Genomic DNA, 23219 nt, shown 5'->3' on the forward strand with positions numbered 1-23219 from the left:
TAAGGATTTGCCGGTCATGCTCGTTATTGACGGTAAACAGGCTCTAGAATGTCAGATCATTTTTCAAGGAGACCGCCCATGCAGGCGCTCGACGTTTTGCTCAATCGCGTATCTGTACCGCGACTGGTCGACCCGGCCCCGGACGCGGCTCAGCGGGAAATCATGTTCGGCGCGGCCTTGCGCTCGCCCGATCATGGCCAGTTGAGGCCGTATCGTTTTCTGACTGTCGAAGGCTCGGCCCGCGAGCGCATGGGCGAGCTGCTGGTGGAGGCGCTGCAGCAAAGCGGCAACGAAGTCACCCAGCAGGCGTTGGACAAGGCCCGTCTTGGCCCGTTGCGCGCGCCGCTGGTCGTGGTAGTCATCGCCCGGCTGCAGGACCACTTCAAGGTGCCGCGTTCGGAGCAATTGATCACGGCCGGTTGTGCGGCCCACGGCGTACTGCTGGCTGCTTATGCGCTGGGTGTCGGAGCGGTCTGGCGGACAGGCGAATTGTCTTATGCGCCGCAGGTTGCCAAGGGCTTCGGGCTTGATGAAGGTGAAGAGGTGATCGGTTTTCTTTACCTGGGCACGCCGCTGAACCCGCCACGCCAGGCCCCGAAGGTTGACGTGGGCGAGTATGTCAGCGAGTGGCAGGGCTAGTCGTTACCGGAAAACTGCTGCATGTCGGTGCTACTGCGTTGATAGCCGATCGAGCGCGAGCTCGACCGGTTTTCGCCCGTTGCCCCTTGCATGGTCTTTGTTCGGCGACGTTTCCTACACCGTCTGAAGCGACCTGGCGTTGGCCGGCTCGAGCGGCAGATCGAGCGTCGCGATAAAGCCGCCTTCCGGGTGATTGCCCAGAATCAGGCTGCCGCCGTGCCTTTCAGCTGCCCGTCTGGCAATCGCCAGACCCAGGCCGTGCCCCGGAGCAGTCTGTCCAGGCGCTCGATAAAAAGGCTCGCCAAGTTGCGCCAGGTGCTCGTCTGCGACGCCCGGACCGTGATCGCGAACGCTTAGGCGGATGCGGTTGCCAGCCTGAATCGCTTGCAGCTCGATGCTCTGCCCCGGGGCATTGAAGCGCAAGGCATTGCGCAACAGATTGTCCAGCGCCCGCTCGATCATGTCCGGCCAGCCTTGCAATTGCAAAGCGCTCTGAACCTCGACGTTGATATTCTGCTCGACGCCGTCCAGGTGCGTGTCATGCTTCAGGCGGTTTAACAGCGCGTTGAGGTCAATGGGCTCCGGGACAGCGAAATCGGCATCCAGGCGCGCCAGGGCGAGAATCTCGCTGATCAATGCTTCCAGTCTGTCGCATTCACGGCCCAGGCGCGGCCATAGTCGTTCCCGTTCGGCAGGTTCTGCCCGCTCGGCAAGTGCCAGCGCGATTCGCAGCCGCGCCAGCGGTGAGCGCAGTTCATGAGACACGTCGCGCAATAGCTGACGTTGACTACCAATCAGGCTTTGCAGGCGTGCGCCCATGCGGTTGAAATCGGTGGCCAGCACGCCGAATTCATCTCGACGATTGGCCAGCTGCCCGAGGCTTTGCTGTTGGTAGCTGGTCTGCCCCAGATCATGCACCGCACCGCGCAGGCGGTTCAGCGGGCGAGTGATCGACAGTGTCACAAACAGGCTGAACAGGGTCAGCACCACCAGGGCGATGCCCAGCGCACTCAATGGCCACATGAGGCTCTGGCGATGCCAGGCATCAAGTTCCGGGTGCGGGACGCGGTAGATGAACAGGTAGGTTTCGCCGGTTTTGGGGCTTACGTATTCAGTCGCCAGCCGCCGCCAGGGCAGTTTGCGCCCCTGATCCTCATCGGCTTGCTGCCTGGCTTCGAGCGCTGCGGCACGGGGTGGGAAAGTGCCCCGCACCATAGGCTCGCCGCTGTCGCTCAGTACCTGAACGTCAATGCGATTACGGCGCTTGATGTCCTGGAGAAACTCCTGAGCATCATTCGCCCCCTGCTCTTCGAAGCGCTGTGTCCATTGTTCCGGCAACGTATTGAGCACCGGATGGCGATTGAGGATCCACGCATCCTGATTGAGCATATGCCCCACCAGCACTGACAGGCCTCCCACCAGAGCAATGGCTAGCCAGAAACTGGCCAGGATTCGCCAGAACAGTGAGCGCACGGGACTTCCTCGATCTGAATAAAAGAAGCCCGGCATGCGTGTGCATGCCGGGTTCGTTGCAACGCGTCAGGCCGGACGGCCTGACAGTTATTGCATTTTTGCCGCTTTTTCCGCTTTCCAGGCTTTGAATTCGGCCCATTCGGCACGACGTTCGTCCTGCCTTTTCTTGATTTCGTCGAACTGCTTCTGCTGTTCCGGGCTCAGCAGTACACGAATTGCACTGTCAGTCTGGGCGCGCTTGGCATTGATTTCGTTGTACATCGCTTTCTGCTCGGGAGCAGGCATCTTGTCCAGGTAGCGTTGAGTGATGTCATGACGTTCATGCTTCTGCTCACGCATCAGCCTGTCGATCTGCTGGCGCTGTTCACGGCTCAGGTCGAGGTCTCCCAGCGGGCCTGGTCCGCGATGCATGCCTGGGCCGGGCTCACCCATTGGGCCGCGACGCATGTCCGGGCCTGGGCCTTGATTACCACGATCAAGGCGCATGGCTGGCGCGTCTGCGTCAGGGCCGCCTGGTGGTGGAGGTGGCGGTGCAGCCATGGCAATGGTCGGCAGGGCAGTGGCAAACATCAAAGCGATCAGGGTCTTGCGCATGGTGTATCTCCTTGTCTCTAGTGCGGCTTGATGCCGATGAGCCCAGTTTAGGGAGATCAAGGTCAAGCGCAGTCAGCGCTTGGTAAAGCTTGTGTAAGGGAAGCGCTACACGTCGCACCCTTCGGGTTGCAGGCGAAAGGCTTTGACGTGCGGCTTTCAACTGTTCAGAGGCTGTAATAGTAGCCGCGGCTGCGCAGCGCGACGATGCGCGGACGTCCGTCCGGGTGCGGGCCGATTTTCTTGCGCAGGTTGCTGACATGCATGTCCAGGCTGCGGTCGTACAGTGTCAGTTTGCGACCCAGTGCCAGTTGTGCCAGTTCCTGTTTGTCCAGCGGCTCGCCAGGCTGGCGCATCAGGGCTTCCAGCAGACGGCTCTCGGACACCGTGAGGGTCAATTCCTTTTCGTCGACACTGACTACGCCGCGCATCGGGCTGAACGTCAGGTCACCCAGTTCCAGCTGTGTAGACGATGCCACCGGATGACTGCGACGCAGCACCGCGCGCAGCCGGGCAGTGAGTTCGCGGGGGTCGCAGGGTTTGGCCAGGTAATCGTCGGCACCCAGTTCCAGGCCCAGAATACGGTCCAGCGGTTCGCCACGTGCCGAGAGCATGACCACTGGCAGGTCGGGGTGGTCGGCGCGCAATTGCTTGAGCAATTCCAGGCCGCTGCCATCGGGCAGCATCACATCCAGCACCACGGCAGCCGGTGCCGCTTCGGCCAGTGCCCGCCGCGCGCTGTTGCCGTCGTGGCAGGCGCGCACCTGAAAGCCTTCCTGGCTCAGCCAACTGCTCAGCAGTTCGCACAGCTCCTGATCATCATCTATTAGTAACAGCTCGCTCATGACTCACTCAATTGGTCACTGCCGGGGTGCCGCGTGACTCTGCCTCGATCAGAAAGCAGAGCTGTTAAAAAGTCGGTCGGGCAGGGTCAGGGCATGACCTGCTTGAACGGCTTGACCACGACGTGAGCATAGGCGCCTGCTGCAACATACGGGTCGGCGTCGGCCCAGGCTTTGGCTGCGCTCAGTGATTCGAATTCGGCCACGACCAGGCTGCCGCTGAAACCGGCTGCGCCTGGATCGTTGCTGTCGACCGCAGGGTGCGGGCCGGCCAGCACCAGTCGGCCAGCGTCCTTGAGCGCATTCAGGCGCTCAAGGTGCGCAGGGCGAACGCTCATGCGTTTTTCCAGCGAATTTTCGACGTCGGTGGCGATGATTGCGTAGAGCATGTCAGTCCTCGGATTTGGTCGTATTGGGAGCGGTGTCGTGCAGGTGACGCGACAGGTAGATGCCTTGACCGACCAGGAACAGCAGGGTCATGCCCAGGCTGCCGAACACCTTGAAGTCGACCCAGAACTCTTGGTAGGTGAACGCCACGTACAGATTGGCCGCTCCACAGAACAGGAAGAAGATGATCCACGCGATGTTCAGTCTGGTCCAGATGGCCGCCGGCAAGGTTAGCGCGTGGCCCATGATGCGCTGGATCAGCGGGCGATCGCCAATGAAGTGGCTGCCGGCGAAGGCGACCGCAAATAGCCAGTTGACCACCGGCGCTTTCCACTTCAGGAAGGTTTCGCTGTGGAAGGCCAGTGTCAGGCTGCCGAACACCAGGCAGGCGACCAGCGTCAGCCACTGGCTTTTTTCCAGCTTGCGCTGTTTGATGTAAAGAATGCCGTAAACCACCACCGAACTGATGATCAGCATCGCCGTTGCACTGAAAATGCCGCCTACCATATAGGTATTGCCGAGGATATCCACGGCGCGCGGCTCGGTTTTATAAACGATGAAAAACAGGAGCAGCGGGATGAAGTCGATGAATTGTTTCACAATGGCAGCCAGAAGCAGGATGTGGCGGCATAATAACAAACATCAATGAACACGAAAGCACCACTATGAATGTTGACCTGCATTGCCACAGCACCGCTTCCGACGGGGCGCTCTCGCCCAAGGCGCTGGTTGCCCGTGCCCATGAAAACGGCGTGCGCGTCCTTTCTCTGACTGACCACGACACGCTCGAAGGGCTTGAAGAAGCCCGTGCGGCGGCGCTTTCATTGGGTATGCAACTGGTCAATGGGGTGGAACTGTCTTGTGTCTGGGGCGGCGCGACTATTCATGTGCTGGGTTACGGGTTCGATACTCAGGCCCCTGCGTTGACCGACGCCATCGCCCGTTTGCATGACGGACGCTGGCTGCGTGCCGAAGAAATCAGCCGTAAATTGGCGATCAAAGGTATGCCTGGAGCGCTGGAAGGCGCGCGGGCGATCCAGCAAGAGCTCGGCGACAGCGGCAATGCACCGGCGCGTCCGCACTTTGCCGACTTTCTGGTGCGCGGCGGTTACGTCAAGGATCGCGCCGAAGCATTTCGCAAGTGGCTGGGTGCGGGCAAACTGGGCGATGTCAAGCAGCATTGGCCGACGCTGGAAGAAACGGTGGCGACGTTGCGCGCCTCTGGCGCCTGGGTCAGCCTCGCGCATCCTTCGCATTATGACTTTACCCGCAGTAAACGGCGTAAACTGGTCGGCGATTTCGTCCAGGCCGGTGGGCATGCCATAGAAGTGGTCAATGGCATGCAGCCTGCCGATCAGGTCGGAACCCTGGCCATCCTCGCCCGTGAGTTCGGTCTGCTGGTGTCTGCCGGCAGCGATTTCCACGGTCCCGGTGCCTGGGGCGAGATCGGCACCTATCGTCCGGTGCCGGAGGATCTACCGCCTTTATGGTGCAGATTCAAACATGAACAGCCTACTGCCGCCGTCTGAACAGGAAGTTACCGTGAGTCAATTTTTCCAGGTCCATCCGGAAAACCCGCAGCCGCGCCTGATCAAACAGGCCGCGGAAATCATAAAAGCCGGCGGGCTGGTGGTGTACCCGACAGATTCGTCCTACGCGCTGGGTTGCCAGATTGGCGACAAGAGCGCCATCGAGCGTATTCGCCGTCTGCGCCAACTGGACGACAAGCACAATTTCACCCTGATGTGCTGCGACCTGTCGCAACTGGGGCTGTTTGCCAAGGTCGACACCGGTGCCTTTCGCGCGCTCAAGGCGCATACGCCAGGGCCGTATACCTTCATTCTCAACGCCACTCGTGAAGTGCCGCGCCTGGTGCTGCACCCCAAGCGCCGCACCATCGGCCTGCGCGTACCCAGCCACCCCATCGCCCAGGCATTGCTGGAGCAACTGGGCGAGCCGCTGATGAGCGTCAGCCTGATCATGCCCGGTGACACGGTGCCCTTGAGCGACCCGTACGAGATGCGCCAGGTGCTTGAGCATCACGTTGACCTGATCATCGACGGCGGTATCGGTGGCATCTCCGCGTCCACAGTCGTCAATCTGTCCGAGGGCGAGCCGCAGATCGTTCGGGTCGGTTGTGGTGATCCGGCGCCGTTCGGTGAACGCGCTTAATGACGGTCGTCGAGGTCGCAGACAGCCAGGCTGATGCCCAGCAGGAGCTGCCGTTCGCGCTGGTCTACGGACGGGCGGTCACGCAGATGCCGCTGGACCTGTACATTCCGCCGGATGCGCTCGAGGTTTTTCTCGAAGCGTTCGAAGGACCGCTCGACCTGCTGCTGTACCTGATCCGCAAACAGAACATCGACATCCTCGACATCCCTGTGGCCGAAATCACCAAGCAATACATGGGTTATGTCGAGTTGATGAAAACCGTGCGCCTGGAGTTGGCGGCGGAATACCTGGTCATGGCGGCCATGCTGGCCGAGATCAAGTCGCGCATGCTGTTGCCGCGCTCGGCGGAAATAGAAGAGGAAGAGGGCGACCCACGTGCCGAACTGATTCGCCGCCTGCAGGAATACGAGCGTTTCAAGGCCGCCGCTGAAGGCATCGACGGCCTGAAACGGGTCGGTCGCGATGTGATCGTGCCGAAACTCGACGCTCCTGAAGCCCGCGCCCGCAAGCTGTTGCCGGATGTCAGCCTTGAGGAAGTGCTAATGTCCATGGCCGAAGTGCTGCATCGCGGTGACATGTTCGAGAGTCATCAGGTCAGCCGCGAGGCCCTGTCCACCCGCGAACGCATGAGCGATGTGCTGGAGCGGCTCAAGGGCGGCGGTTTCGTGCCGTTTGCCGAGCTGTTCACTGCTGAAGAAGGACGTCTGGGGGTGGTTGTGACATTCATGGCCGTGCTTGAGCTGGTCAAGGAATCCCTTGTCGAACTGGTCCAAAACGAGCCCTTTGCGGCGATCCATGTCCGGGCGCGAGCCGAGTAGAGCAAGAATACACCCATGAACCTCAACGAACCTCGCGAACTGGCCCCGTTGCTTGAAGCATTTCTGCTGGCCTCCGGAAAACCGCAGACGCTTGAACGGCTGTATGAGCTATTCGAAGAAGGCGAGCGGCCCGAGCCTCCGGTGTTCAAGAAAGCGCTGGAGGTGCTGCGCAAGTCCTGCGAGGGGCGCGCTTTTGAGCTCAAGGAAGTGGCCTCGGGCTACCGATTGCAGATTCGGGACCGCTTTTCGCCGTGGGTCGGACGGTTGTGGGAAGAACGACCGCAGCGTTACTCCCGGGCCATGCTGGAAACTCTGGCATTGATTGCCTATCGCCAGCCGATCACCCGTGGCGAGATCGAAGACGTGCGTGGTGTGGCGGTCAACAGCCACATCGTCAAGACACTGCTGGAGCGCGAATGGATTCGCGTCGTGGGCTACCGCGACGTGCCGGGCAAACCGGCGATGTTCGCTACCACCAAGGGCTTTCTCGATCACTTCAACCTCAAAAGCCTGGATGAACTGCCGCCGCTGGCCGACCTGCGCGAAATGGAAACGGAACCGGTGATGGACTTCGAGGAAGCCCCGGTGCCCGCCCATTTGCAGGCGCTGGCCGATGCCAGTCTCGACCCGGACGAAGAGCCCGAGGCCCCGCGCGACGAGACCAGCTTCCGCAGCCTGCTGGTGGAGCTCGATTCGATGGAACAGGGACTCAAGATTGACTTCGATGACCTGTTGCGAGCGGAGCCAGAGGCTGAGGCTGAGAATAAGGGCAAGGATAAAGAAGACGAGGCCTGATTCTCGCTCCCACACTCCGCGTGGTAGCGCCTTTCTGGACGTTCCGCGTCCCTCTTTGCAATGTAGAGCAGGAGCGTGCGAAACGATATTCTCTGACTGTCGTGCCGATGCCCTGCGAGCTTCCGGTCGAATTCCTCTGCCACGCCACGGTCACATCTGATATCCCCAGCCATGAGATTCGCTGCCCCATGAGTTCGACCAAGAACCCCTGCATCAGCCTGTGCAAATTCGATGATGACATTTGCCTTGGGTGTGGCCGCAGCAAGCGGGAAATCAAGGCCTGGAAGAAGCTGGAAAAAGACGACAAGCGCAGCGTGCTCGAGGAGTCCGCCAAACGGCTGGCGAAGCTCAAGACCGCCGGTCGCAAAAAGAAGAAGTGATACCGGCATTTGTCTCTGGCGCTTGATGCGTAAAAATGCTCAGGGGCGTATGATGGCCGACCCTCGGCGATAAGCAATCGCCCGGGCTTTCAAGTATTTCGCCTTGCCGCTTCCTACAGCGCGCAGGGCACAGGTCTTGCCGGTTCTCGGCCAGCCCTGATTCGACACACCGGGAGGTGCCCAGATGAGTGAAAAAGACAAGCAGGACAGCCAGGAAATCGGACCCGCAGGCGAAAAGCTGCAGAAGGTTCTGGCGCGCATTGGCGTGGGTTCACGCCGTGACGTAGAAGCCTGGATTACCCAAGGCCGTATCAAGGTCAACGGCAAGGACGCGACCCTCGGTCAACGCGTCGACCTGCATGACGCCATCAGTGTCGATGGTCGCGTCATCAAGCGCGAAGAAGCGGCTGAAACAGTCCGTCGCGTAATCATGTACAACAAACCCGATGGCGAAATCTGCACCCGTGACGACCCTGAAGGCCGTCCGACCGTGTTTGATCGTCTGCCGCGCCCTAAAGAAGGCCGCTGGATCAACATCGGTCGTCTCGACATCAACACCACTGGCTTGCTGATGTTCACCACCGACGGCGAACTCGCCAACCGTTTGATGCACCCCTCGTTCGAAATGGACCGCGAATACGCAGTTCGTGTGCGTGGCGAGGTCGATGACGACATGCTGCTGCGCCTCAAGAACGGCGTGATCCTCGAAGACGGTCCTGCGCGTTTCACCGATATCCAGCAGGCTCCGGGCGGCGAAGGCTTCAACCACTGGTACCACTGCGTGGTGATGGAAGGCCGTAACCGCGAAGTGCGTCGTCTCTGGGAATCCCAGGGGCTGGTGGTCAGCCGTCTGAAGCGCGTGCGTTACGGGCCGGTGTTCCTCAACTCCGACCTGCCGATGGGCCGCTGGCGTGAAATGAGTCAGTACGAAGTCGACATTCTGGCTGCCGAAGTCGGCCTTCAGCCTGTGGCCCAGCCGCAGATGAATGCCAAAACCAAGGACAAGATGGAGCGTCTGCAGCGTCAATCGTCCCGTCCGTTGGGCAAGGGCGAGCGCGTTGTCCGTACGCTGCGTCCTGCCGCTGGCGCTCCGGCGAACAGCGACCGCGCCCCGCGTCAGCCGCAGATCACCGGCAGCGAGCGTGATCGTCCGCGTGGCGGCGATTCGACTCAGCGTCCGTCACCGCGCAAGGATTCCGGCAAGCCCGGTTCCCGCGCGCCGCGTCCGGCCGACAACAGCCGTGGCACGCCGGTCGCCGAGCGTCCAAGCGAGATGAACAAACGTCCTGCCAAGCCCGGCCCAAAGCGTGTCGGCATCAAGCTGGTCAACGATGACGCGCCGTCCGGCAAACGTCGTGGCCCACCGGCAGGTTCGGGTCAGCGCCCTGGCTTCGGTCGTCGCAAGCCCGAGTGATCGTGTAAATGAGCGGCAACGCCAGTCCTTAGGGCTGGCGTTGTTGTTTCTGGCGCTTTGAAAAGCGCTGTCACACAGCCGATGCACATCCGTTCCCCCGTTTTGAACTTCAGCCGGGATGCAGGTGTACAATGCTGCGCCTTTTTCTGTGAACCATTGCTGTTCAATACGCCGGGCTCTCGCTCCGGGTACTGCAGTTCTGCTGTGTCACGAGCGCGGCAGGTCCTTTTCCGTCACAGAACAAGAACACCAGGTGGCTATTGAATGAGTGAAACATCCGCACCGTCAGGCGAGTTGAAACGTGGCCTGAAGAATCGGCATATCCAGTTGATCGCGCTAGGCGGCGCCATCGGCACCGGCCTGTTTCTCGGTTCGGCGGGTGTATTGAAATCTGCTGGCCCCTCGATGATTCTCGGCTATGCCATTTGTGGTTTCATCGCCTTCATGATCATGCGCCAGCTGGGCGAGATGATTGTCGAGGAGCCGGTGGCAGGGTCGTTCAGCCATTTTGCACACAACTACTGGGGCGGTTTCGCCGGCTTTCTGTCGGGCTGGAACTGCTGGCTGCTGTACATCCTGGTGGGTATGTCGGAGCTGACCGCGGTCGGCAAATACATTCATTACTGGTTGCCCGATATACCAAGCTGGGTGTCGGCGGCGGCCTTTTTTGTTTTGATCAATGCCATCAACCTGACCAACGTCAAGGTCTTTGGCGAGACCGAGTTCTGGTTCGCGATCATCAAGGTGGTGGCAATCATCGGCATGATCGCGCTGGGTAGCTACATGCTGGTTAGCGGCAGCGGTGGCCCGCAGGCATCGGTCAGCAACCTTTGGGAGCACGGCGGGTTCTTCCCCAATGGCGTTAGCGGGCTGGTCATGGCGCTGGCGATCATCATGTTCTCGTTCGGCGGCCTCGAAATGCTCGGTTTCACCGCTGCCGAGGCCGAACAGCCGAAAACCGTCATCCCCAAGGCGATCAATCAGGTCATCTATCGCATCCTGATTTTCTACATCGGTGCGCTGGTGGTGCTGTTGTCGCTGACGCCGTGGGACAGCCTGCTGGCCAGCCTCAATGCCTCGGGTGATTCGTACAGCGGCAGCCCGTTTGTGCAAGTGTTCTCGATGCTGGGCAGCGACACGGCTGCACACATCCTCAACTTTGTGGTGCTGACCGCTGCGCTGTCGGTCTACAACAGCGGCACCTATTGCAACAGCCGCATGCTGGTGGGGATGGCCGAGCAGGGCGATGCGCCTAAAGCGCTGGCCCAGGTCGACAGACGCGGCGTGCCGGTCAAGGCAATCTTTGCCTCTTCGGCCGTGACCCTGGTGGCGGTGTTGCTCAATTACTTCGTGCCGCATCAGGCGCTGGAGCTGTTGATGTCGCTGGTGGTGGCCACGTTGGTGATCAACTGGGCGATGATCAGCTACTCGCACCTGAAATTCCGCCAGCACATGAATCGCACAGGGCAAGTGCCGCTGTTCAAGGCGCTGTGGTATCCCTATGGCAATTACGTGTGCCTGGCTTTTGTGGTGTTTATTCTCGGCATCATGCTGATGATCCCCGGCATTCAGATCTCGGTTTACGCAATCCCGGTGTGGCTGGCGGTTATGTGGGTATGTTATCGGGCCAAAAACAGGCGTAGCGTTATGCTGAATGCCGGGGTTGGCAAGTAAACGTGTCTGTTACAGAAAAGAAGATGCCTTGATGCTGGTGATTTCCAACAATGTCCATCTGCCGGACGCCGAGATCGAGCTGACTGCCATTCGTGCCCAGGGTGCGGGTGGGCAGAACGTCAACAAGGTTTCCAGCGCCATGCACTTACGTTTCGACATCAACGCTTCATCGCTGCCGCCGTTCTACAAGGAACGGTTGCTGGCGCTTAGCGACAGTCGGATCACCAGTGACGGGGTGATTGTAATCAAGGCCCAGCAGTACCGAACGCAAGAGCAGAACCGTGCCGACGCGTTGCTGCGCTTGAGCGAGCTGATAGTAAACGCCGCCAAGGTCGAAAAGAAACGCCGCCCGACCCGACCGACTCTGGGCTCCAAGACCCGCAGGCTCGAGTCCAAGAGCAAGCGCGGCTCGATCAAAGCAGGGCGCGGGAAAGTGGATTTCTGAGTGGTCCTTCAATACCGGACGCGGTGCGTCGCACGATAGATGAGATCATTACTGGTGCAACGCCTGAGCCTGCTTGTACATGTAAATGCTCAACCCCAGCCCGGCGAGTGACGCCAGCGCCGCGAACAGAAAGATCGAAACGAAGCCGAACCCGGCAGCAATTGCGCCTGCCAGAGGGCCGGTGATGCCCAGTGACAGGTCGATGAACAGCGAGTACGCGCCCACTGCGGCACCCCGGCTTGAGGCCGGAACCAGATTGACCGCCTCCACGCCCAGCGCCGGGAACACCAGCGAGAAGCCGAAGCCGGTCAGAGCTGCACCTGCCAGCGCCAGCTCCGGCGTTGGCGCTATCCACAGCAGCAACAACCCCAGGCTTTCCACTGACAGGCAAACGATGGCCACCCGAAAGCCGCCCAGACGGTTGATCAGGCTGCCAAACAGCAAGCGTGCCGCGATGAAGCTGCCGCCGAACACCGTCAGGCACAGTGCTGCATTCGGCCAATGGTTGCTGGCGTAATACAAGGTAATGAACGTTGCGATGGTGCCGAAGCCAATGCCGCCCAGCGCAAGGCCCATGCCGTGCGGGAACACCCGTCCCAGTACATGCATGAACGGCAGTCGTTCGCCTTGCACGATCGGCGCGGCCTGCTTGTGCCAGGTCAGGTAAAGCCCCAGCGAGCACAGCAGCATGATGCTCACGCCGACTGTCCACAGCCCGAGCGAGTCGACCATCCACACACCCAGTGGCGCGCCAACGGCCAGTGCGCCATAGCTGGCGATACCGTTCCAGGAAATCACCTTGGCAGTGTTCTGCGCGCCGACCCGGCCGATACCCCAGCCAATCGAGCCGGAGCCCACCAGGCTTTCCGCGCTACCGAGGATTACCCGGCCAATCAGCAGAATCACCAGGCTCGTCATCGGCCAGTCGTCCAGCCAGACTGGCACCAGCATGAACACGCCGCTCAAGCCACAACCCGTCAGGCCTATCTGCACCGCTTTCTTGCTGCCCAGATTATCGACGATGCGACTCGACCAGGGCCGGCTGACCAAGGTTGCCAGGTACTGCACGCTGATGACCAGCCCTGCGATCACCGCCCCGAAGCCCAGATCGCTGTGGACATAGCCAGGCAGGACGGCAAGGGGGATGCCGATGTTCAGGTAGCCGATGAAGGTGAACATCACTATGGAGACAACAGTCAGGGTGACGGCCATCGGGCTTTGCGGGGTTTGCTGTGTGTCGGGCATGGGGCAGGCTTTCATTCTGTGCGGGCGTGACGTTCGAGCGGGCAGGGGAAAACCCTTAGCAAGCTCTCGAAGTGCTCATCATACCGACGCATCGGGTAATGCAGGTGCAACAGTTTTAAATAAACGGCAAAAGAAGGGTTATTTGTTCGCTGGTGCGACGAGTTGCGTGGTCACAAGGGCGGCCAACGCGTTTTCCTGGGTGCCGAAGCGGGCGAGCAGGGCGCTCTGTTTTTCTGGGCTGAGCCTGGACCATACCTCGATCATCTTCTCGGCGGTGCCGATCAATGCGCTGGCTTGGGTTTCAGTGAAATCATTCATGAATCGGTGTCTGCCTGTTGCTGGTTTTTCAGGCGTATTGAAAATCGGCAAAACCTTTTTCGATACGCCTGAAAACAATCGCCTTCAGTCTTTGCTTCCGGCTTTCTGGCTGTCTTGAGCCGAGGGTGCTGCTTTCATCGCTGCAGGTTGACCAAGCTCTTGTTGAGCAAGAGTCGACTGCTGTGGTTCCTGTTGGCCTGGTGGGAAGTTCGGGATTTCATGCATTGTCATCGCTCCTCGCAAGGGGTTGCAGATAGAACCGTGCTTTAAAAAAGCATGCGCAGGATAACCCACTGAAAATGACAATCAGGATATTTTTTTACCCTCATTGGCCGCTCTGCGAAACAAAATCGCTTTTTTACTGTCCCGGTTTCTGCCCCGCAAGCGTCGCACTGCGCCGTTTTACGGGGCGCGGCGCTATTGGCAACGCCAGATCTATCGCTCGATTTTTATTTGCGACCTTGTGCACTTTCAGCGACTTCGTCGGTGCGCGCGGCCATGATGAAATCGTTGCGGTGCAGCCCTTTGATCGAGTGGCTCCACCAGGTCACGGTGACTTTGCCCCACTCCGTCAACAATCCAGGATGATGGCCTTCAGCCTCGGCGATCTCACCGACAGCGTTGGTGAACGCCAATGCGAATTTGAAATTCTTGAACAGGAAGACCTTTTCCAGCTGCATCACGCTGTCGCGAACTTCGATATTCCAGTCAGGGATCTGCCTGAGCAATTCCGGCAATTCGGCTTCACTGACCTGCGGAGCGTCGGCGCGGCAGGCTTCGCAGTGGGCTTGATTCAGGGTGGTCATAAACAGGTTTCCTTTTCAAAGGTCTGGCTGCAAGTCAGGCAGCGTTGCTTTTGGGTTTAGGCGGGAATTTTGGGGCGTGCAAGCCTAGCTGCATACCGTGCGCGACCAGCGCCATGATGTCTTCCTGAGCCAGATCGAACAGACGTTTGAGGTTCGGCAAGACAAAGTACAGTGGCTGCAGAATATCAATCCGATAGGGGGTGCGCATCGCTTCAAGTGCGTCGAAAGGCTGATGCTCCGGGGCCGACGACACGCTGTAAACCGCTTCCTTCGGAGAGGAGAGAATTCCTCCGCCATAGATGCGCCGGCCTTGCGGCGTATCGACCAGGCCAAACTCGATGGTCATCCAGTACAGCCTCGCCAGGTACACGCGTTGTTCCTTGCTGGCACTCAGGCCCAGTTTGCCGTAAGTGTGGGTAAATTCGGCAAACCACGGGTTAGTCAGCAGCGGGCAGTGGCCGAATATCTCGTGAAAGATGTCTGGCTCCTGCAGGTAGTCCAGTTCTTCTTCGCTGCGAATAAACGTCGCTACCGGAAACCGCTTGCTGGCCAGCAATTCGAAAAAGGTCTGGAAGGGGATCAGCGCAGGCACACGTTCAACCTGCCAGCCAGTGGTCTCACCGAGCACCTTGTTGATCTCGCCAAGCTGCGGGATACGGTCGTCAGGAAGGCCCAACTGCTCGATACCGTCCAGATATTCCTGGCAAGCGCGGCCTTCTATAATCTTCAGTTGCCGGGTAATCAGGGTGTTCCAGACCGCATGTTCGGATGCCGGATACTCGATGAAATCCGAAGCATCCGGTTCGCGGGCAACGTAGTGCGTCTGGGTCATGCTGATCCCCTTGAAAGGCTGTTGTTATTGTGAAGTCTCTGATTGCAGGAATACTCCGGCTGCGAAGGGAAGTCAGCGACCTGGCGCATGCAATCTGATCGGGTTGCCAGTCACTTCGTAACGAAAACTTTACGAAAGGCGCGGTTGCATCATAGATTGCAGTTCTTGCTGGTCGTATTAGTCTCTGGCTGTAACGTATTATTTACGAGCAAGTTCGCCTTCCGATAAAAATATCGACGCTGACAGGAATACATCACTCATGCGCATCAAGGTGCATTGCCAGAACCGCATCGGCATTCTTCGCGATATTCTCGATTTGCTGGTTGCCTATGGCGTGAACGTGGCGCGTGGCGAGGTCGGCGGCGAGCATGGTGACGCGATCTATTTGCACTGCCCGAACCTGATCAACCTGCAGTTCCAGGCGCTGCGCCCGAAGTTCGAGGCGATCACCGGTGTGTTCGGCGTCAAGCGTGTCGGGTTGATGCCCAGCGAGCGGCGGCACATGGAGCTGAATGCGTTGCTGGGCGCGCTGGAGTTCCCGGTGCTGTCCATTGACATGTCTGGCGCCATTGTCGCCGCCAATCGCGCCGCCGCCCAGTTGCTGGGCGTGCGTGTCGATGAAGTGCCGGGCATCCCGTTGTCGCGCTATGCCGAGGATTTCGACCTGCCTGAGCTGGTGCGGGCCAGCCAGTCGCGTATCAATGGTTTGCGTGTCAAAGTGCGCGGCGATGTATTCCTGGCAGATATCGCGCCGTTGCAATCGGAACACGATGACAGCGAGGCCATGGCTGGCGCGGTGCTGACATTGCATCGCGCCGATCGGGTCGGCGAGCGCATTTATCATGTGCGCAAGCAGGAGTTGAGAGGGTTCGACAGCATCTTTCAGAGCTCGCGGATCATGGCTGCAGTCGTTCGCGAAGCAAGGCGCATGGCGCCCCTTGACGCCCCGTTGTTGATCGAAGGCGAGACCGGCACTGGCAAGGAATTGCTGGCCCGCGCCTGTCACCTCGCCAGCCCGCGCGGCCAGTCGCCGTTGATGGCGCTCAACTGTGCCGGTTTGTCAGAGTCGATGGCTGAAATCGAACTGTTCGGTTACGACCCCGGTGCATTTGAGGGCGCACGGGCCGAGGGCCGGCTCGGGCTGCTGGAACTGACGGCAGGCGGAACGCTGTTTCTGGATGGTGTCGGTGAGCTGAGCGCGCGCATGCAGGCCAAGTTGTTGCGCTTTATTCAGGACGGTAGCTTTCGTCGGGTCGGTAGTGATGAAGACATGTTTCTCGATGTGCGAGTCATGTGTTCGACCCAGGTCGATCTGTCAGCACTCTGCGCCGCCGGGCTATTTCGGCAGGACCTGTATCACCGCCTGAACGTGTTGTCGTTGCACATTCCGCCGCTACGCGACTGTCTGGACGGGCTCAAGCCACTGGTGGAGCATTTTCTTGATCACGCCAGCCGCCAGATCGGCTGCCCGCTGCCTGGCATATCGCCTGCGGCTATCAAGCGTCTGAGCAACTACCATTGGCCGGGCAACGTCCGGCAACTGGAAAACGTATTGTTTCAAGCGGTATCGCTGTGCGAGGGCAACCATGTGCAGGCCGAGCATATTCGTCTGCCGGATTACGCCGGAGGGCAGGGTCTGGCCGAGGGCGCACTTGAGGGCGGCCTGGAGGCAATTATCGGACGTTTCGAGCGCTCGGTACTGGAGCAGTTATACGCACAGCACCCCAGCAGTCGTCAGTTGGCCAAACGCCTGGGTGTGTCACACACAACCATCGCCAACAAGTTGCGCGACCACCAGATAGGCAAGCAAACAGGCAAGGAAAAAGACCTGTACGCGCCGGATCAGTAAGGTACGACACGCGCCTCGCCACAGGTTTCTGCGAGGCGCCGTGCGAGCGTCACAGCGGTACGCAAGATCAACCGTTGCTGCAACCGTTACCCATCACCTGATAGCCCATGACATGCCGCGTACCTTGCGAGTCTTCATAGACCATGCGCGCCGGTACCACTTCGCAGACGTTGGGGGTCTGACTGATCGAGATGACCTTGGCGATATCCAGGTGAGTGCCGTAGGTATATTGTTCGACACGGGCTTGTTGAGCAGCCACTTTGGCCTGCGATTCTTCTGCCATGGCCAAGCTGCTGATGCTGCACAGCGCCAATACCATTAGTGAAGCTTTCATTGCGTTTTTACCTTTTTGAGGGTGAGCGCCGCCGCATCACGTTTTTGGCGTCATGTGCGGGCTGTGAGTGATGCGTTTTTTGATCAGGAACAACGCTGCGTGGGGGCAGCTGATGTTTGCCTTGCTGGCGGGATGAATTCTATGCCTGATGCGAAACCACATATATAAAGGCTTTGGATAAGCGCTTTCATCAAAACGGTAATAATCCGGATGACGCTTCCGGCAATCGCACCTGCCGCTGAAACCCCGGCCCCGCCGGTAATACCAACGTCGAATGGCTCCTCGGGGTGTAGCGGGATACAACGGGTGCATAAAACAACAACTATCCACCGAGGTAACCAAGATGAGTGCAGCTTCCCTGTACCCCGTCCGCCCAGAAGTCGCAGCGACTACGCTGACGGATGAAGCGACCTACAAGGCCATGTACCAGCAGTCGGTGGTCAACCCGGATGGTTTCTGGCGTGAACAGGCGCAGCGGCTCGACTGGATCAAACCGTTCACCGTGGTCAAACAGACCTCATTCGACGATCACCGTGTCGACATCAAATGGTTCGCCGATGGCACCTTGAACGTTGCCTACAACTGTCTGGACCGCCACTTGGCAGAGCGCGGCGACAGCATCGCAATCATCTGGGAAGGTGATGACCCCTCGGAACATCGTGAAATCACCTACCGCGAATTGCACGAAGAAGTCTGCAAGTTCGCCAACGCCCTGCGTGGTCAGGACGTGCACCGTGGCGATGTCGTCACCATTTACATGCCAATGATCCCCGAGGCTGTGGTCGCCATGCTGGCGTGCGCCCGGATCGGTGCCATTCACTCGGTCGTGTTCGGCGGTTTCTCACCCGAAGCGCTGGCCGGCCGCATCATCGATTGCAGCTCCAAGGTCGTCATTACCGCAGACGAAGGCCTGCGGGGTGGCAAGAAGACCGCGCTCAAGGCCAACGTCGACCGCGCGCTGACCAACCCGGAAACCAGCAGCGTGCAGAAGGTCATTGTCTGCAAGCGCACCGGCGGTGAAATCGAGTGGAACCGTCATCGGGACATCTGGTATCACGCCCTGCTCGAAGTGGCATCCAGCACCTGCGCGCCCAAAGAGATGGGTGCCGAGGAATCGCTGTTCATCCTTTACACCTCCGGCTCGACCGGCAAACCCAAAGGAGTGTTGCACACCACGGCGGGCTACCTGCTTTATGCAGCGCTGACCCACGAGCGCGTGTTCGATTACAAGCCGGGAGAAGTCTACTGGTGCACTGCGGACGTCGGCTGGGTCACCGGGCACAGTTACATCGTGTATGGCCCGTTGGCCAATGGCGCGACCACCTTGCTGTTTGAAGGCGTGCCGAACTATCCGGACATCACCCGTGTGTCGAAGATCATCGACAAGCACAAAGTCAATATTCTCTACACTGCCCCGACTGCGATTCGCGCCATGATGGCTGAAGGCACCAAGTCGGTCGAAGGCGCCGACGGGTCCAGTCTGCGCCTGCTGGGTTCGGTCGGCGAGCCGATCAATCCGGAGGCCTGGGGCTGGTATTACAACACCGTCGGCAAGCAGAATTGCCCGATTGTCGACACTTGGTGGCAGACCGAGACCGGCGGTATTCTGATCAGCCCGTTGCCGGGCGCAACGGCCTTGAAGCCAGGCTCTGCCACTCGGCCGTTCTTTGGCGTGATCCCTGCGCTGGTAGATAACCTGGGCAACCTGATCGAAGGCGCTGCCGAGGGCAACCTGGTGATTCTCGACTCCTGGCCGGGTCAGTCGCGCACGCTGTATGGCGACCACGACCGTTTCGTCGACACCTACTTCAAGACGTTCCGGGGTATGTACTTCACCGGTGACGGCGCGCGTCGTGACGAGGATGGTTATTTCTGGATCACCGGACGCGTGGACGATGTGCTCAACGTTTCCGGGCACCGCATGGGTACGGCCGAGATCGAAAGCGCGATGGTTGCGCATCCCAAGGTCGCCGAAGCGGCAGTGGTTGGCGTGCCGCATGATCTGAAAGGGCAGGGCATCTACGTCTATGTCACCCTCAACGCCGGCGAAGAACCCAGCGATGCGCTGCGCACCGAATTGCGCAACTGGGTGCGCAAGGAAATCGGCCCGATTGCCTCGCCGGACTTCATTCAGTGGGCGCCCGGCCTGCCGAAGACCCGCTCGGGCAAGATCATGCGCCGTATCCTGCGCAAGATCGCTACCGCCGAATACGATGCGTTGGGCGACATCTCTACCCTGGCTGATCCAGGCGTCGTGCAGCACCTGATCGATACGCACAAGACCATGAACGCAGCCTGATCGTTAAGTGTAGAGCGCCCCGTCCGGTGAAAGCCGGGCGGGGCGCTTGTGTTTCTGCGCCTTGAAGCGCAAACGGGATATATATCGGGTTGTTACAGGTTTACACAGCGTTTGTGGGAGGCGCTTCGTTATAGGACAGTCTCCGGCGTGTTTGTAGGAAAGAACGACGTACAAGGGCTTTAAATTCAGCATGTGGAACGCTGGGCTTGCCGGATTCAAAGGCTTTGCCAATAATGGGCGCGCTTTTTGCTGCGTTGACAGGTTGAACCTGCTCTGCTGGATCAGTAGAAAACTGCTCCGTCAATAGCGTAGAGGGGCTTTTCATGTGCTTCTGTAACTAGTTGTCGCATTGAAGAAATATCGACTTCGAGCCTGTCGTTAAAATGCCCCTTGTTCGCCAAAGGTCTGTGAGCCGCCAAAGCGGTGTCACGCGCTTGACGTCGCTCTCCCCGAGATTGTCCTTTCGCACATTGGGCGTTTGCTCACTTTGCCACTTGTCGTGCTTTACCGATGGAGTCCTGGAAATGAAAAAGCTCATGCTTATTGGCGCGATGGCGCTGTCCGTCCTCGCCCAGCCGATCTTCGCTGACGAAAAACCGCTGAAAATCGGTATCGAAGCAGCTTATCCTCCGTTCGCTTCCAAGGCGCCGGATGGCAGCATCGTCGGTTTCGACTACGACATCGGCAACGCGCTGTGCGAAGAAATGAAGGTCAAGTGCACATGGGTCGAGCAGGAATTCGACGGCCTTATCCCGGCACTGAAAGTACGCAAGATCGACGCGATCCTGTCGTCAATGTCCATCACCGACGACCGCAAGAAATCCGTTGATTTCACCGGCAAGTACTACAACTCTCCAGCGCGTCTGGTGATGAAGGAAGGCACCAAGGTCAGCGACAGCCTGGCCGAGCTCAAGGGCAAGAAGATCGGCGTGCAGCGCGGTTCGATCCACGAGCGTTTTGCCCGTGAAGTCCTGGCCCCGGCAGGTGTGATCGTTACCCCATACGGTTCGCAGAACGAAATTTACCTGGACATCGGCGCGGGTCGTCTGGACGGCACCATCGCTGACGCGACGCTGCTGCAGGACGGCTTCCTGAAAACCGATTCCGGCAAGGGCTATGCGTTCACCGGCCCATCGTTCACCGACCCGAAATACTTCGGTGACGGCATCGGCATTGCCGTGCGCAAGGGTGACAAGGCCAACCTCGACCGCCTCAACGCTGCCATCGCCGCGATTCGCGCCAATGGCAAGTACAAGGCAATCCAGGACAAGTACTTCGACTTCGATATCTACGGCAAATAAGTCGTTACACAGTCGATGAGCAAGATGGCGCAGACAGGGTTGCCTGGTTTGCGCCATTTTCATTCCACGCTTGAGGACCTCACATCATGTTGAAAGGTTACGGAGCTGTCATCCTCGAAGGCGCCTGGCTGACGTTGCAGCTGGCCCTGTCGTCGATGGCTCTGGCGATCGTTCTCGGTCTGATCGGCGTGGCACTGCGTCTTTCTCCGGTGCGCTGGATCGCCTGGCTGGGCGATCTGTACAGCACGGTCATTCGTGGCATTCCCGATCTGGTACTGATCCTGCTGATCTTTTATGGCGGCCAGGACCTGCTCAATCGCGTCGCGCCGCTGCTGGGTTTCGACGACTACATCGATCTCGATCCCTTGCTGGCCGGTATCTGCACGTTGGGGTTCATCTTCGGGGCCTACCTCTCGGAAACCTTCCGCGGGGCGTTCATGGCGATTCCCAAAGGTCAGGCCGAAGCGGGTATGGCGTATGGCCTGAGCAGTGGCAAGGTATTTTTCCGCATTCTGGTGCCGCAGATGATTCGTCTGGCGATACCCGGTTTCACCAATAACTGGCTGGTGCTGACCAAGGCCACCGCGCTGATCTCCGTGGTCGGTCTGCAAGACATGATGTTCAAGGCCAAGCAGGCGGCCGATGCCACCCGCGAGCCGTTCACCTTCTTTCTGGCGGTTGCAGCGATGTATCTGGTCATTACCAGTGTTTCGCTGCTCGCGCTGCGTTATCTGGAAAAACGCTACTCGGTAGGCGTCAAGGCGGCTGACCTATGATCTTCGACTACAACATGATCTGGGAAAACCTGCCGCTGTACTTTGACGGCCTGCTGACGACCCTCAAACTGCTGGCTATCTCTCTCGGCTTCGGGCTGCTTGCAGCGTTGCCGCTGGGCTTGATGCGGGTCTCGAAAAACCCGTGGGTAAACCTGCCGGCCTGGCTGTACACCTACGTGATTCGTGGCACACCGATGCTGGTTCAGTTGTTCCTGATCTACTACGGGCTGGCCCAGTTCGACGCGGTGCGCGAAAGCTTCCTGTGGCCGTGGCTGTCCAGCGCAACGTTCTGCGCATGCCTGGCGTTTGCGATCAACACCAGCGCTTATACCGCCGAGATAATTGCCGGAAGCCTTAAGGCTACGCCAGCCGGCGAGATCGAGGCCGCGCGAGCGATGGGCATGTCCAAGGCCAAAATGTACCGTCGCATTTTGCTGCCGTCAGCCTTGCGCAGGGCCCTGCCGCAGTACAGCAACGAGGTGATCATGATGCTGCAGACCACCAGTCTGGCGTCCATCGTGACCCTGATCGACATCACCGGCGCGGCGCGCACGGTCAACGCCCAGTTCTACCTGCCTTTCGAGGCTTACATCACCGCAGGCGTCTTCTATCTGTGCCTGACATTCATTCTGGTGCGGCTGTTCAAGATCGCCGAACGCCGCTGGCTGGGCTACCTCGCCCCACGGAAGGTCTGAAATGCAAAGAATCGATCATGTATTGCCGTGGAGCACCCTCGGCACCGAGCGTACGCTCAGCGTCTTCCGCTTCGGTACGGGCGAGCGCAAAGCGTATATTCAGGCCAGCCTGCACGCCGATGAGCTGCCCGGGATGCGCACCGCCTGGGAGCTGAAAAAGCGTCTCACCGAGCTGGAGCGGCAAGGTCTTCTCAAGGGTGTCGTCGAACTGGTGCCGGTCGCCAACCCGCTGGGTCTGGGGCAATTGCTGCAAGGCGCGCACCAAGGCCGTTTCGAGTTCGGCAGCGGCAAGAATTTCAACCGTGACTTCACAGAACTGAGCGATCCGGTCGCCGAGTTGCTGGAAGGCCAGTTGGGCGATGACCCGCGCGCCAACACCCAGTTGATTCGTCAGGCGATGACCACTGCGCTGGAGGGCCTGCCCGCTGCGCAATCCGAGTTGCAGGGCATGCAACGCATCCTGCTCAAGCACGCCTGCATTGCCGATGTAGTGCTCGACCTGCACTGTGACGCCGACGCCGCGCTGCACATGTACGCCTTGCCGCAGCACTGGCCGCAATGGCGTTCACTGTCGGCGCACTTGAATATTCAAGTGGCGCTGCTGGCCGAGGACTCCGGCGGCAGCTCGTTCGATGAAGCCTGTTCGCTGCCGTGGCTGCGCCTTTCGCGTATTTTCCCACAAGCACAAATCCCGCTGGCGTGTCTGTCCACCACCATTGAGCTGGGCGGTCAGGCCGATACCGGCAAGCCTCAGGCCGAAGCGCATGCTGAAGGCATTCTGGCGTTTCTGGCCGAGCAAGGCTTCATTGGCGGCGACTGGCCGCAGCCCGCCCATGAAGCCTGTGAAGGCATGCCGTTCGAAGGCACCGAACTGCTCTACGCGCCGCACCCTGGCGTGGTGACGTTCCTGCGCGTGGCGGGTGACAGGGTCGAAGTTGGCGACCCGCTCTTTGAAGTCATCGACCCTCTGTCCGATCAGGTCAGTACCCTTTGTGCGAATACTGCCGGGGTGTTGTTCGCCATCGAGCGGCTTCGCTACGCTCAACCCGGTTTCTGGCTGGCCAAAGTGGCGGGGCGTACCGCGCTGCGTCATGGACGTCTGCTCAGTGATTGACCGTTCTGTGGGAACCGAAA

General features: G+C 59.5%; 24 protein-coding genes and 1 pseudogene. 15 read left to right on the plus strand and 10 right to left on the minus strand.

The features are described from left to right. Positions 1-78: 78 nt before the first annotated feature. Positions 79-639, plus strand: coding sequence for a nitroreductase family protein (locus POR16_RS07295; RefSeq protein WP_005889829.1), 561 nt, complete (start codon positions 79-81; stop codon positions 637-639). 114 nt (positions 640-753) lie between these two features. On the opposite strand, the gene POR16_RS07300 is transcribed toward POR16_RS07295, so the two are convergent. From POR16_RS07300 to POR16_RS07320, 5 genes are all read right to left on the minus strand, one after another. After that, positions 754-2112 carry a sensor histidine kinase gene (locus tag POR16_RS07300; protein WP_005889831.1) on the minus strand — a complete coding sequence of 453 codons (1359 nt, stop codon included), beginning with the start codon at positions 2110-2112 and terminating at the stop codon, positions 754-756. Between the two features lie 87 nt (positions 2113-2199). Next, complete coding sequence (locus tag POR16_RS07305; RefSeq protein WP_005889833.1) at positions 2200-2706, minus strand: hypothetical protein; 507 nt, start codon at positions 2704-2706, stop codon at positions 2200-2202. Positions 2707-2870: 164 nt separating this feature from the next. After that, a complete protein-coding gene (locus POR16_RS07310) occupies positions 2871-3548 on the minus strand; it encodes a response regulator transcription factor (protein WP_024669853.1) in 678 nt (225 codons plus the stop codon). Between the two features lie 86 nt (positions 3549-3634). After that, entirely contained in the window at positions 3635-3934 is a 300-nt protein-coding gene (locus POR16_RS07315) for a YciI family protein (protein ID WP_005889840.1), read from the minus strand. A 1-nt stretch (position 3935) separates the two neighbouring features. Continuing rightward, the gene (locus tag POR16_RS07320; RefSeq protein WP_005889842.1) at positions 3936-4532 is read right to left on the minus strand and encodes a septation protein A; all 597 of its coding nucleotides are present in this window, start codon (positions 4530-4532) and stop codon (positions 3936-3938) included. Between the two features lie 65 nt (positions 4533-4597). Between POR16_RS07320 and POR16_RS07325 the strand changes: the two genes are divergently transcribed. The 8 genes and pseudogenes from POR16_RS07325 (at position 4598) to arfB (ending at position 11630) form a co-directional block, all read left to right on the plus strand. Next, positions 4598-5461 carry a PHP domain-containing protein gene (locus POR16_RS07325; protein WP_024669852.1) on the plus strand — a complete coding sequence of 288 codons (864 nt, stop codon included), beginning with the start codon at positions 4598-4600 and terminating at the stop codon, positions 5459-5461. A 13-nt stretch (positions 5462-5474) separates the two neighbouring features. Continuing rightward, positions 5475-6104: an L-threonylcarbamoyladenylate synthase gene (locus POR16_RS07330; protein WP_005889846.1), complete on the plus strand. Its 630-nt coding sequence runs from the start codon at positions 5475-5477 to the stop codon at positions 6102-6104. Beyond that, a complete protein-coding gene (locus tag POR16_RS07335; protein WP_005889847.1) occupies positions 6104-6922 on the plus strand; it encodes a segregation and condensation protein A in 819 nt (272 codons plus the stop codon). Before POR16_RS07330 ends, POR16_RS07335 begins: the two co-directional genes overlap by 1 nt. A 15-nt stretch (positions 6923-6937) precedes the next feature. Beyond that, a complete protein-coding gene (gene scpB, locus POR16_RS07340) occupies positions 6938-7717 on the plus strand; it encodes an SMC-Scp complex subunit ScpB (protein ID WP_005889848.1) in 780 nt (259 codons plus the stop codon). A gap of 188 nt (positions 7718-7905) precedes the next feature. Further along, the gene (locus POR16_RS07345) at positions 7906-8097 is read left to right on the plus strand and encodes a DUF1289 domain-containing protein (RefSeq protein ID WP_005889849.1); all 192 of its coding nucleotides are present in this window, start codon (positions 7906-7908) and stop codon (positions 8095-8097) included. A 184-nt stretch (positions 8098-8281) separates the two neighbouring features. Next, the gene (gene rluB / locus POR16_RS07350; protein WP_005889850.1) at positions 8282-9511 is read left to right on the plus strand and encodes a 23S rRNA pseudouridine(2605) synthase RluB; all 1230 of its coding nucleotides are present in this window, start codon (positions 8282-8284) and stop codon (positions 9509-9511) included. 268 nt (positions 9512-9779) lie between these two features. Further along, positions 9780-11185 (plus strand): annotated as a pseudogene (locus tag POR16_RS07355) (amino acid permease). Between the two features lie 31 nt (positions 11186-11216). Then, entirely contained in the window at positions 11217-11630 is a 414-nt protein-coding gene (gene arfB / locus POR16_RS07360; RefSeq protein WP_005889854.1) for an alternative ribosome rescue aminoacyl-tRNA hydrolase ArfB, read from the plus strand. 48 nt (positions 11631-11678) lie between these two features. Here arfB and POR16_RS07365 read toward each other — a convergent pair whose 3' ends face one another. The 4 genes from POR16_RS07365 to phhA form a co-directional block, all read right to left on the minus strand. Next, positions 11679-12875: an MFS transporter gene (locus tag POR16_RS07365; protein ID WP_024689772.1), complete on the minus strand. Its 1197-nt coding sequence runs from the start codon at positions 12873-12875 to the stop codon at positions 11679-11681. Positions 12876-13013: 138 nt separating this feature from the next. Further along, positions 13014-13193, minus strand: coding sequence for a hypothetical protein (locus tag POR16_RS07370; protein WP_005889859.1), 180 nt, complete (start codon positions 13191-13193; stop codon positions 13014-13016). A gap of 449 nt (positions 13194-13642) precedes the next feature. Next, positions 13643-13999, minus strand: coding sequence for a 4a-hydroxytetrahydrobiopterin dehydratase (locus POR16_RS07375; protein WP_005889862.1), 357 nt, complete (start codon positions 13997-13999; stop codon positions 13643-13645). Between the two features lie 34 nt (positions 14000-14033). Next, complete coding sequence (gene phhA / locus POR16_RS07380; RefSeq protein ID WP_005889864.1) at positions 14034-14831, minus strand: phenylalanine 4-monooxygenase; 798 nt, start codon at positions 14829-14831, stop codon at positions 14034-14036. A 259-nt stretch (positions 14832-15090) separates the two neighbouring features. Here phhA and POR16_RS07385 point away from each other — a divergent pair, with 259 nt between their 5' ends. Continuing rightward, positions 15091-16680, plus strand: a complete 1590-nt coding sequence (locus POR16_RS07385; RefSeq protein ID WP_024670841.1) for a sigma-54-dependent phenylalanine hydroxylase transcriptional regulator PhhR — start codon at positions 15091-15093, stop codon at positions 16678-16680. A gap of 67 nt (positions 16681-16747) precedes the next feature. Here the strand turns inward: POR16_RS07385 and POR16_RS07390 are convergent, their stop codons facing one another. Continuing rightward, positions 16748-17014, minus strand: coding sequence for a DUF2790 domain-containing protein (locus POR16_RS07390; protein ID WP_024670842.1), 267 nt, complete (start codon positions 17012-17014; stop codon positions 16748-16750). Positions 17015-17357: 343 nt separating this feature from the next. Between POR16_RS07390 and acs the strand changes: the two genes are divergently transcribed. From acs to POR16_RS07415, 5 genes are all read left to right on the plus strand, one after another. Then, entirely contained in the window at positions 17358-19313 is a 1956-nt protein-coding gene (gene acs / locus POR16_RS07395) for an acetate--CoA ligase (RefSeq protein WP_024670843.1), read from the plus strand. Positions 19314-19837: 524 nt separating this feature from the next. Then, positions 19838-20614, plus strand: a complete 777-nt coding sequence (locus POR16_RS07400) for an ABC transporter substrate-binding protein (protein WP_005889877.1) — start codon at positions 19838-19840, stop codon at positions 20612-20614. Between the two features lie 86 nt (positions 20615-20700). Then, a complete protein-coding gene (locus POR16_RS07405) occupies positions 20701-21390 on the plus strand; it encodes an ABC transporter permease (RefSeq protein WP_005889878.1) in 690 nt (229 codons plus the stop codon). Then, positions 21387-22085: an ABC transporter permease gene (locus POR16_RS07410; protein WP_005889880.1), complete on the plus strand. Its 699-nt coding sequence runs from the start codon at positions 21387-21389 to the stop codon at positions 22083-22085. Before POR16_RS07405 ends, POR16_RS07410 begins: the two co-directional genes overlap by 4 nt. A 1-nt stretch (position 22086) precedes the next feature. Beyond that, positions 22087-23199 carry a succinylglutamate desuccinylase/aspartoacylase family protein gene (locus POR16_RS07415; RefSeq protein WP_005889882.1) on the plus strand — a complete coding sequence of 371 codons (1113 nt, stop codon included), beginning with the start codon at positions 22087-22089 and terminating at the stop codon, positions 23197-23199. The last annotated feature ends 20 nt before the right edge of the window (positions 23200-23219 follow it).

The organism is Pseudomonas coronafaciens pv. oryzae str. 1_6, from assembly GCF_000156995.2.
GTDB classification, from domain to species: Bacteria; Pseudomonadota; Gammaproteobacteria; order Pseudomonadales; family Pseudomonadaceae; genus Aquipseudomonas; species Aquipseudomonas tremae.

Excerpts from the sequence above, each read along its gene's own strand:
- POR16_RS07295 (WP_005889829.1), top strand. The coding sequence starts at position 79 with ATGCAGGCGCTCGACGTTTTGCTCAATCGCGTATCTGTACCGCGACTG.
- POR16_RS07305 (WP_005889833.1), bottom strand. The coding sequence starts at position 2,706 with ATGCGCAAGACCCTGATCGCTTTGATGTTTGCCACTGCCCTGCCGACC.
- POR16_RS07310 (WP_024669853.1), bottom strand. The coding sequence starts at position 3,548 with ATGAGCGAGCTGTTACTAATAGATGATGATCAGGAGCTGTGCGAACTG.
- POR16_RS07315 (WP_005889840.1), bottom strand. The coding sequence starts at position 3,934 with ATGCTCTACGCAATCATCGCCACCGACGTCGAAAATTCGCTGGAAAAA.
- POR16_RS07325 (WP_024669852.1), top strand. The coding sequence starts at position 4,598 with ATGAATGTTGACCTGCATTGCCACAGCACCGCTTCCGACGGGGCGCTC.
- POR16_RS07335 (WP_005889847.1), top strand. The coding sequence starts at position 6,104 with ATGACGGTCGTCGAGGTCGCAGACAGCCAGGCTGATGCCCAGCAGGAG.
- scpB (WP_005889848.1), top strand. The coding sequence starts at position 6,938 with ATGAACCTCAACGAACCTCGCGAACTGGCCCCGTTGCTTGAAGCATTT.
- POR16_RS07345 (WP_005889849.1), top strand. The coding sequence starts at position 7,906 with ATGAGTTCGACCAAGAACCCCTGCATCAGCCTGTGCAAATTCGATGAT.
- rluB (WP_005889850.1), top strand. The coding sequence starts at position 8,282 with ATGAGTGAAAAAGACAAGCAGGACAGCCAGGAAATCGGACCCGCAGGC.
- arfB (WP_005889854.1), top strand. The coding sequence starts at position 11,217 with ATGCTGGTGATTTCCAACAATGTCCATCTGCCGGACGCCGAGATCGAG.
- POR16_RS07365 (WP_024689772.1), bottom strand. The coding sequence starts at position 12,875 with ATGCCCGACACACAGCAAACCCCGCAAAGCCCGATGGCCGTCACCCTG.
- POR16_RS07370 (WP_005889859.1), bottom strand. The coding sequence starts at position 13,193 with ATGAATGATTTCACTGAAACCCAAGCCAGCGCATTGATCGGCACCGCC.
- POR16_RS07375 (WP_005889862.1), bottom strand. The coding sequence starts at position 13,999 with ATGACCACCCTGAATCAAGCCCACTGCGAAGCCTGCCGCGCCGACGCT.
- phhA (WP_005889864.1), bottom strand. The coding sequence starts at position 14,831 with ATGACCCAGACGCACTACGTTGCCCGCGAACCGGATGCTTCGGATTTC.
- POR16_RS07385 (WP_024670841.1), top strand. The coding sequence starts at position 15,091 with ATGCGCATCAAGGTGCATTGCCAGAACCGCATCGGCATTCTTCGCGAT.
- POR16_RS07390 (WP_024670842.1), bottom strand. The coding sequence starts at position 17,014 with ATGAAAGCTTCACTAATGGTATTGGCGCTGTGCAGCATCAGCAGCTTG.
- acs (WP_024670843.1), top strand. The coding sequence starts at position 17,358 with ATGAGTGCAGCTTCCCTGTACCCCGTCCGCCCAGAAGTCGCAGCGACT.
- POR16_RS07400 (WP_005889877.1), top strand. The coding sequence starts at position 19,838 with ATGAAAAAGCTCATGCTTATTGGCGCGATGGCGCTGTCCGTCCTCGCC.
- POR16_RS07405 (WP_005889878.1), top strand. The coding sequence starts at position 20,701 with ATGTTGAAAGGTTACGGAGCTGTCATCCTCGAAGGCGCCTGGCTGACG.
- POR16_RS07410 (WP_005889880.1), top strand. The coding sequence starts at position 21,387 with ATGATCTTCGACTACAACATGATCTGGGAAAACCTGCCGCTGTACTTT.
- POR16_RS07415 (WP_005889882.1), top strand. The coding sequence starts at position 22,087 with ATGCAAAGAATCGATCATGTATTGCCGTGGAGCACCCTCGGCACCGAG.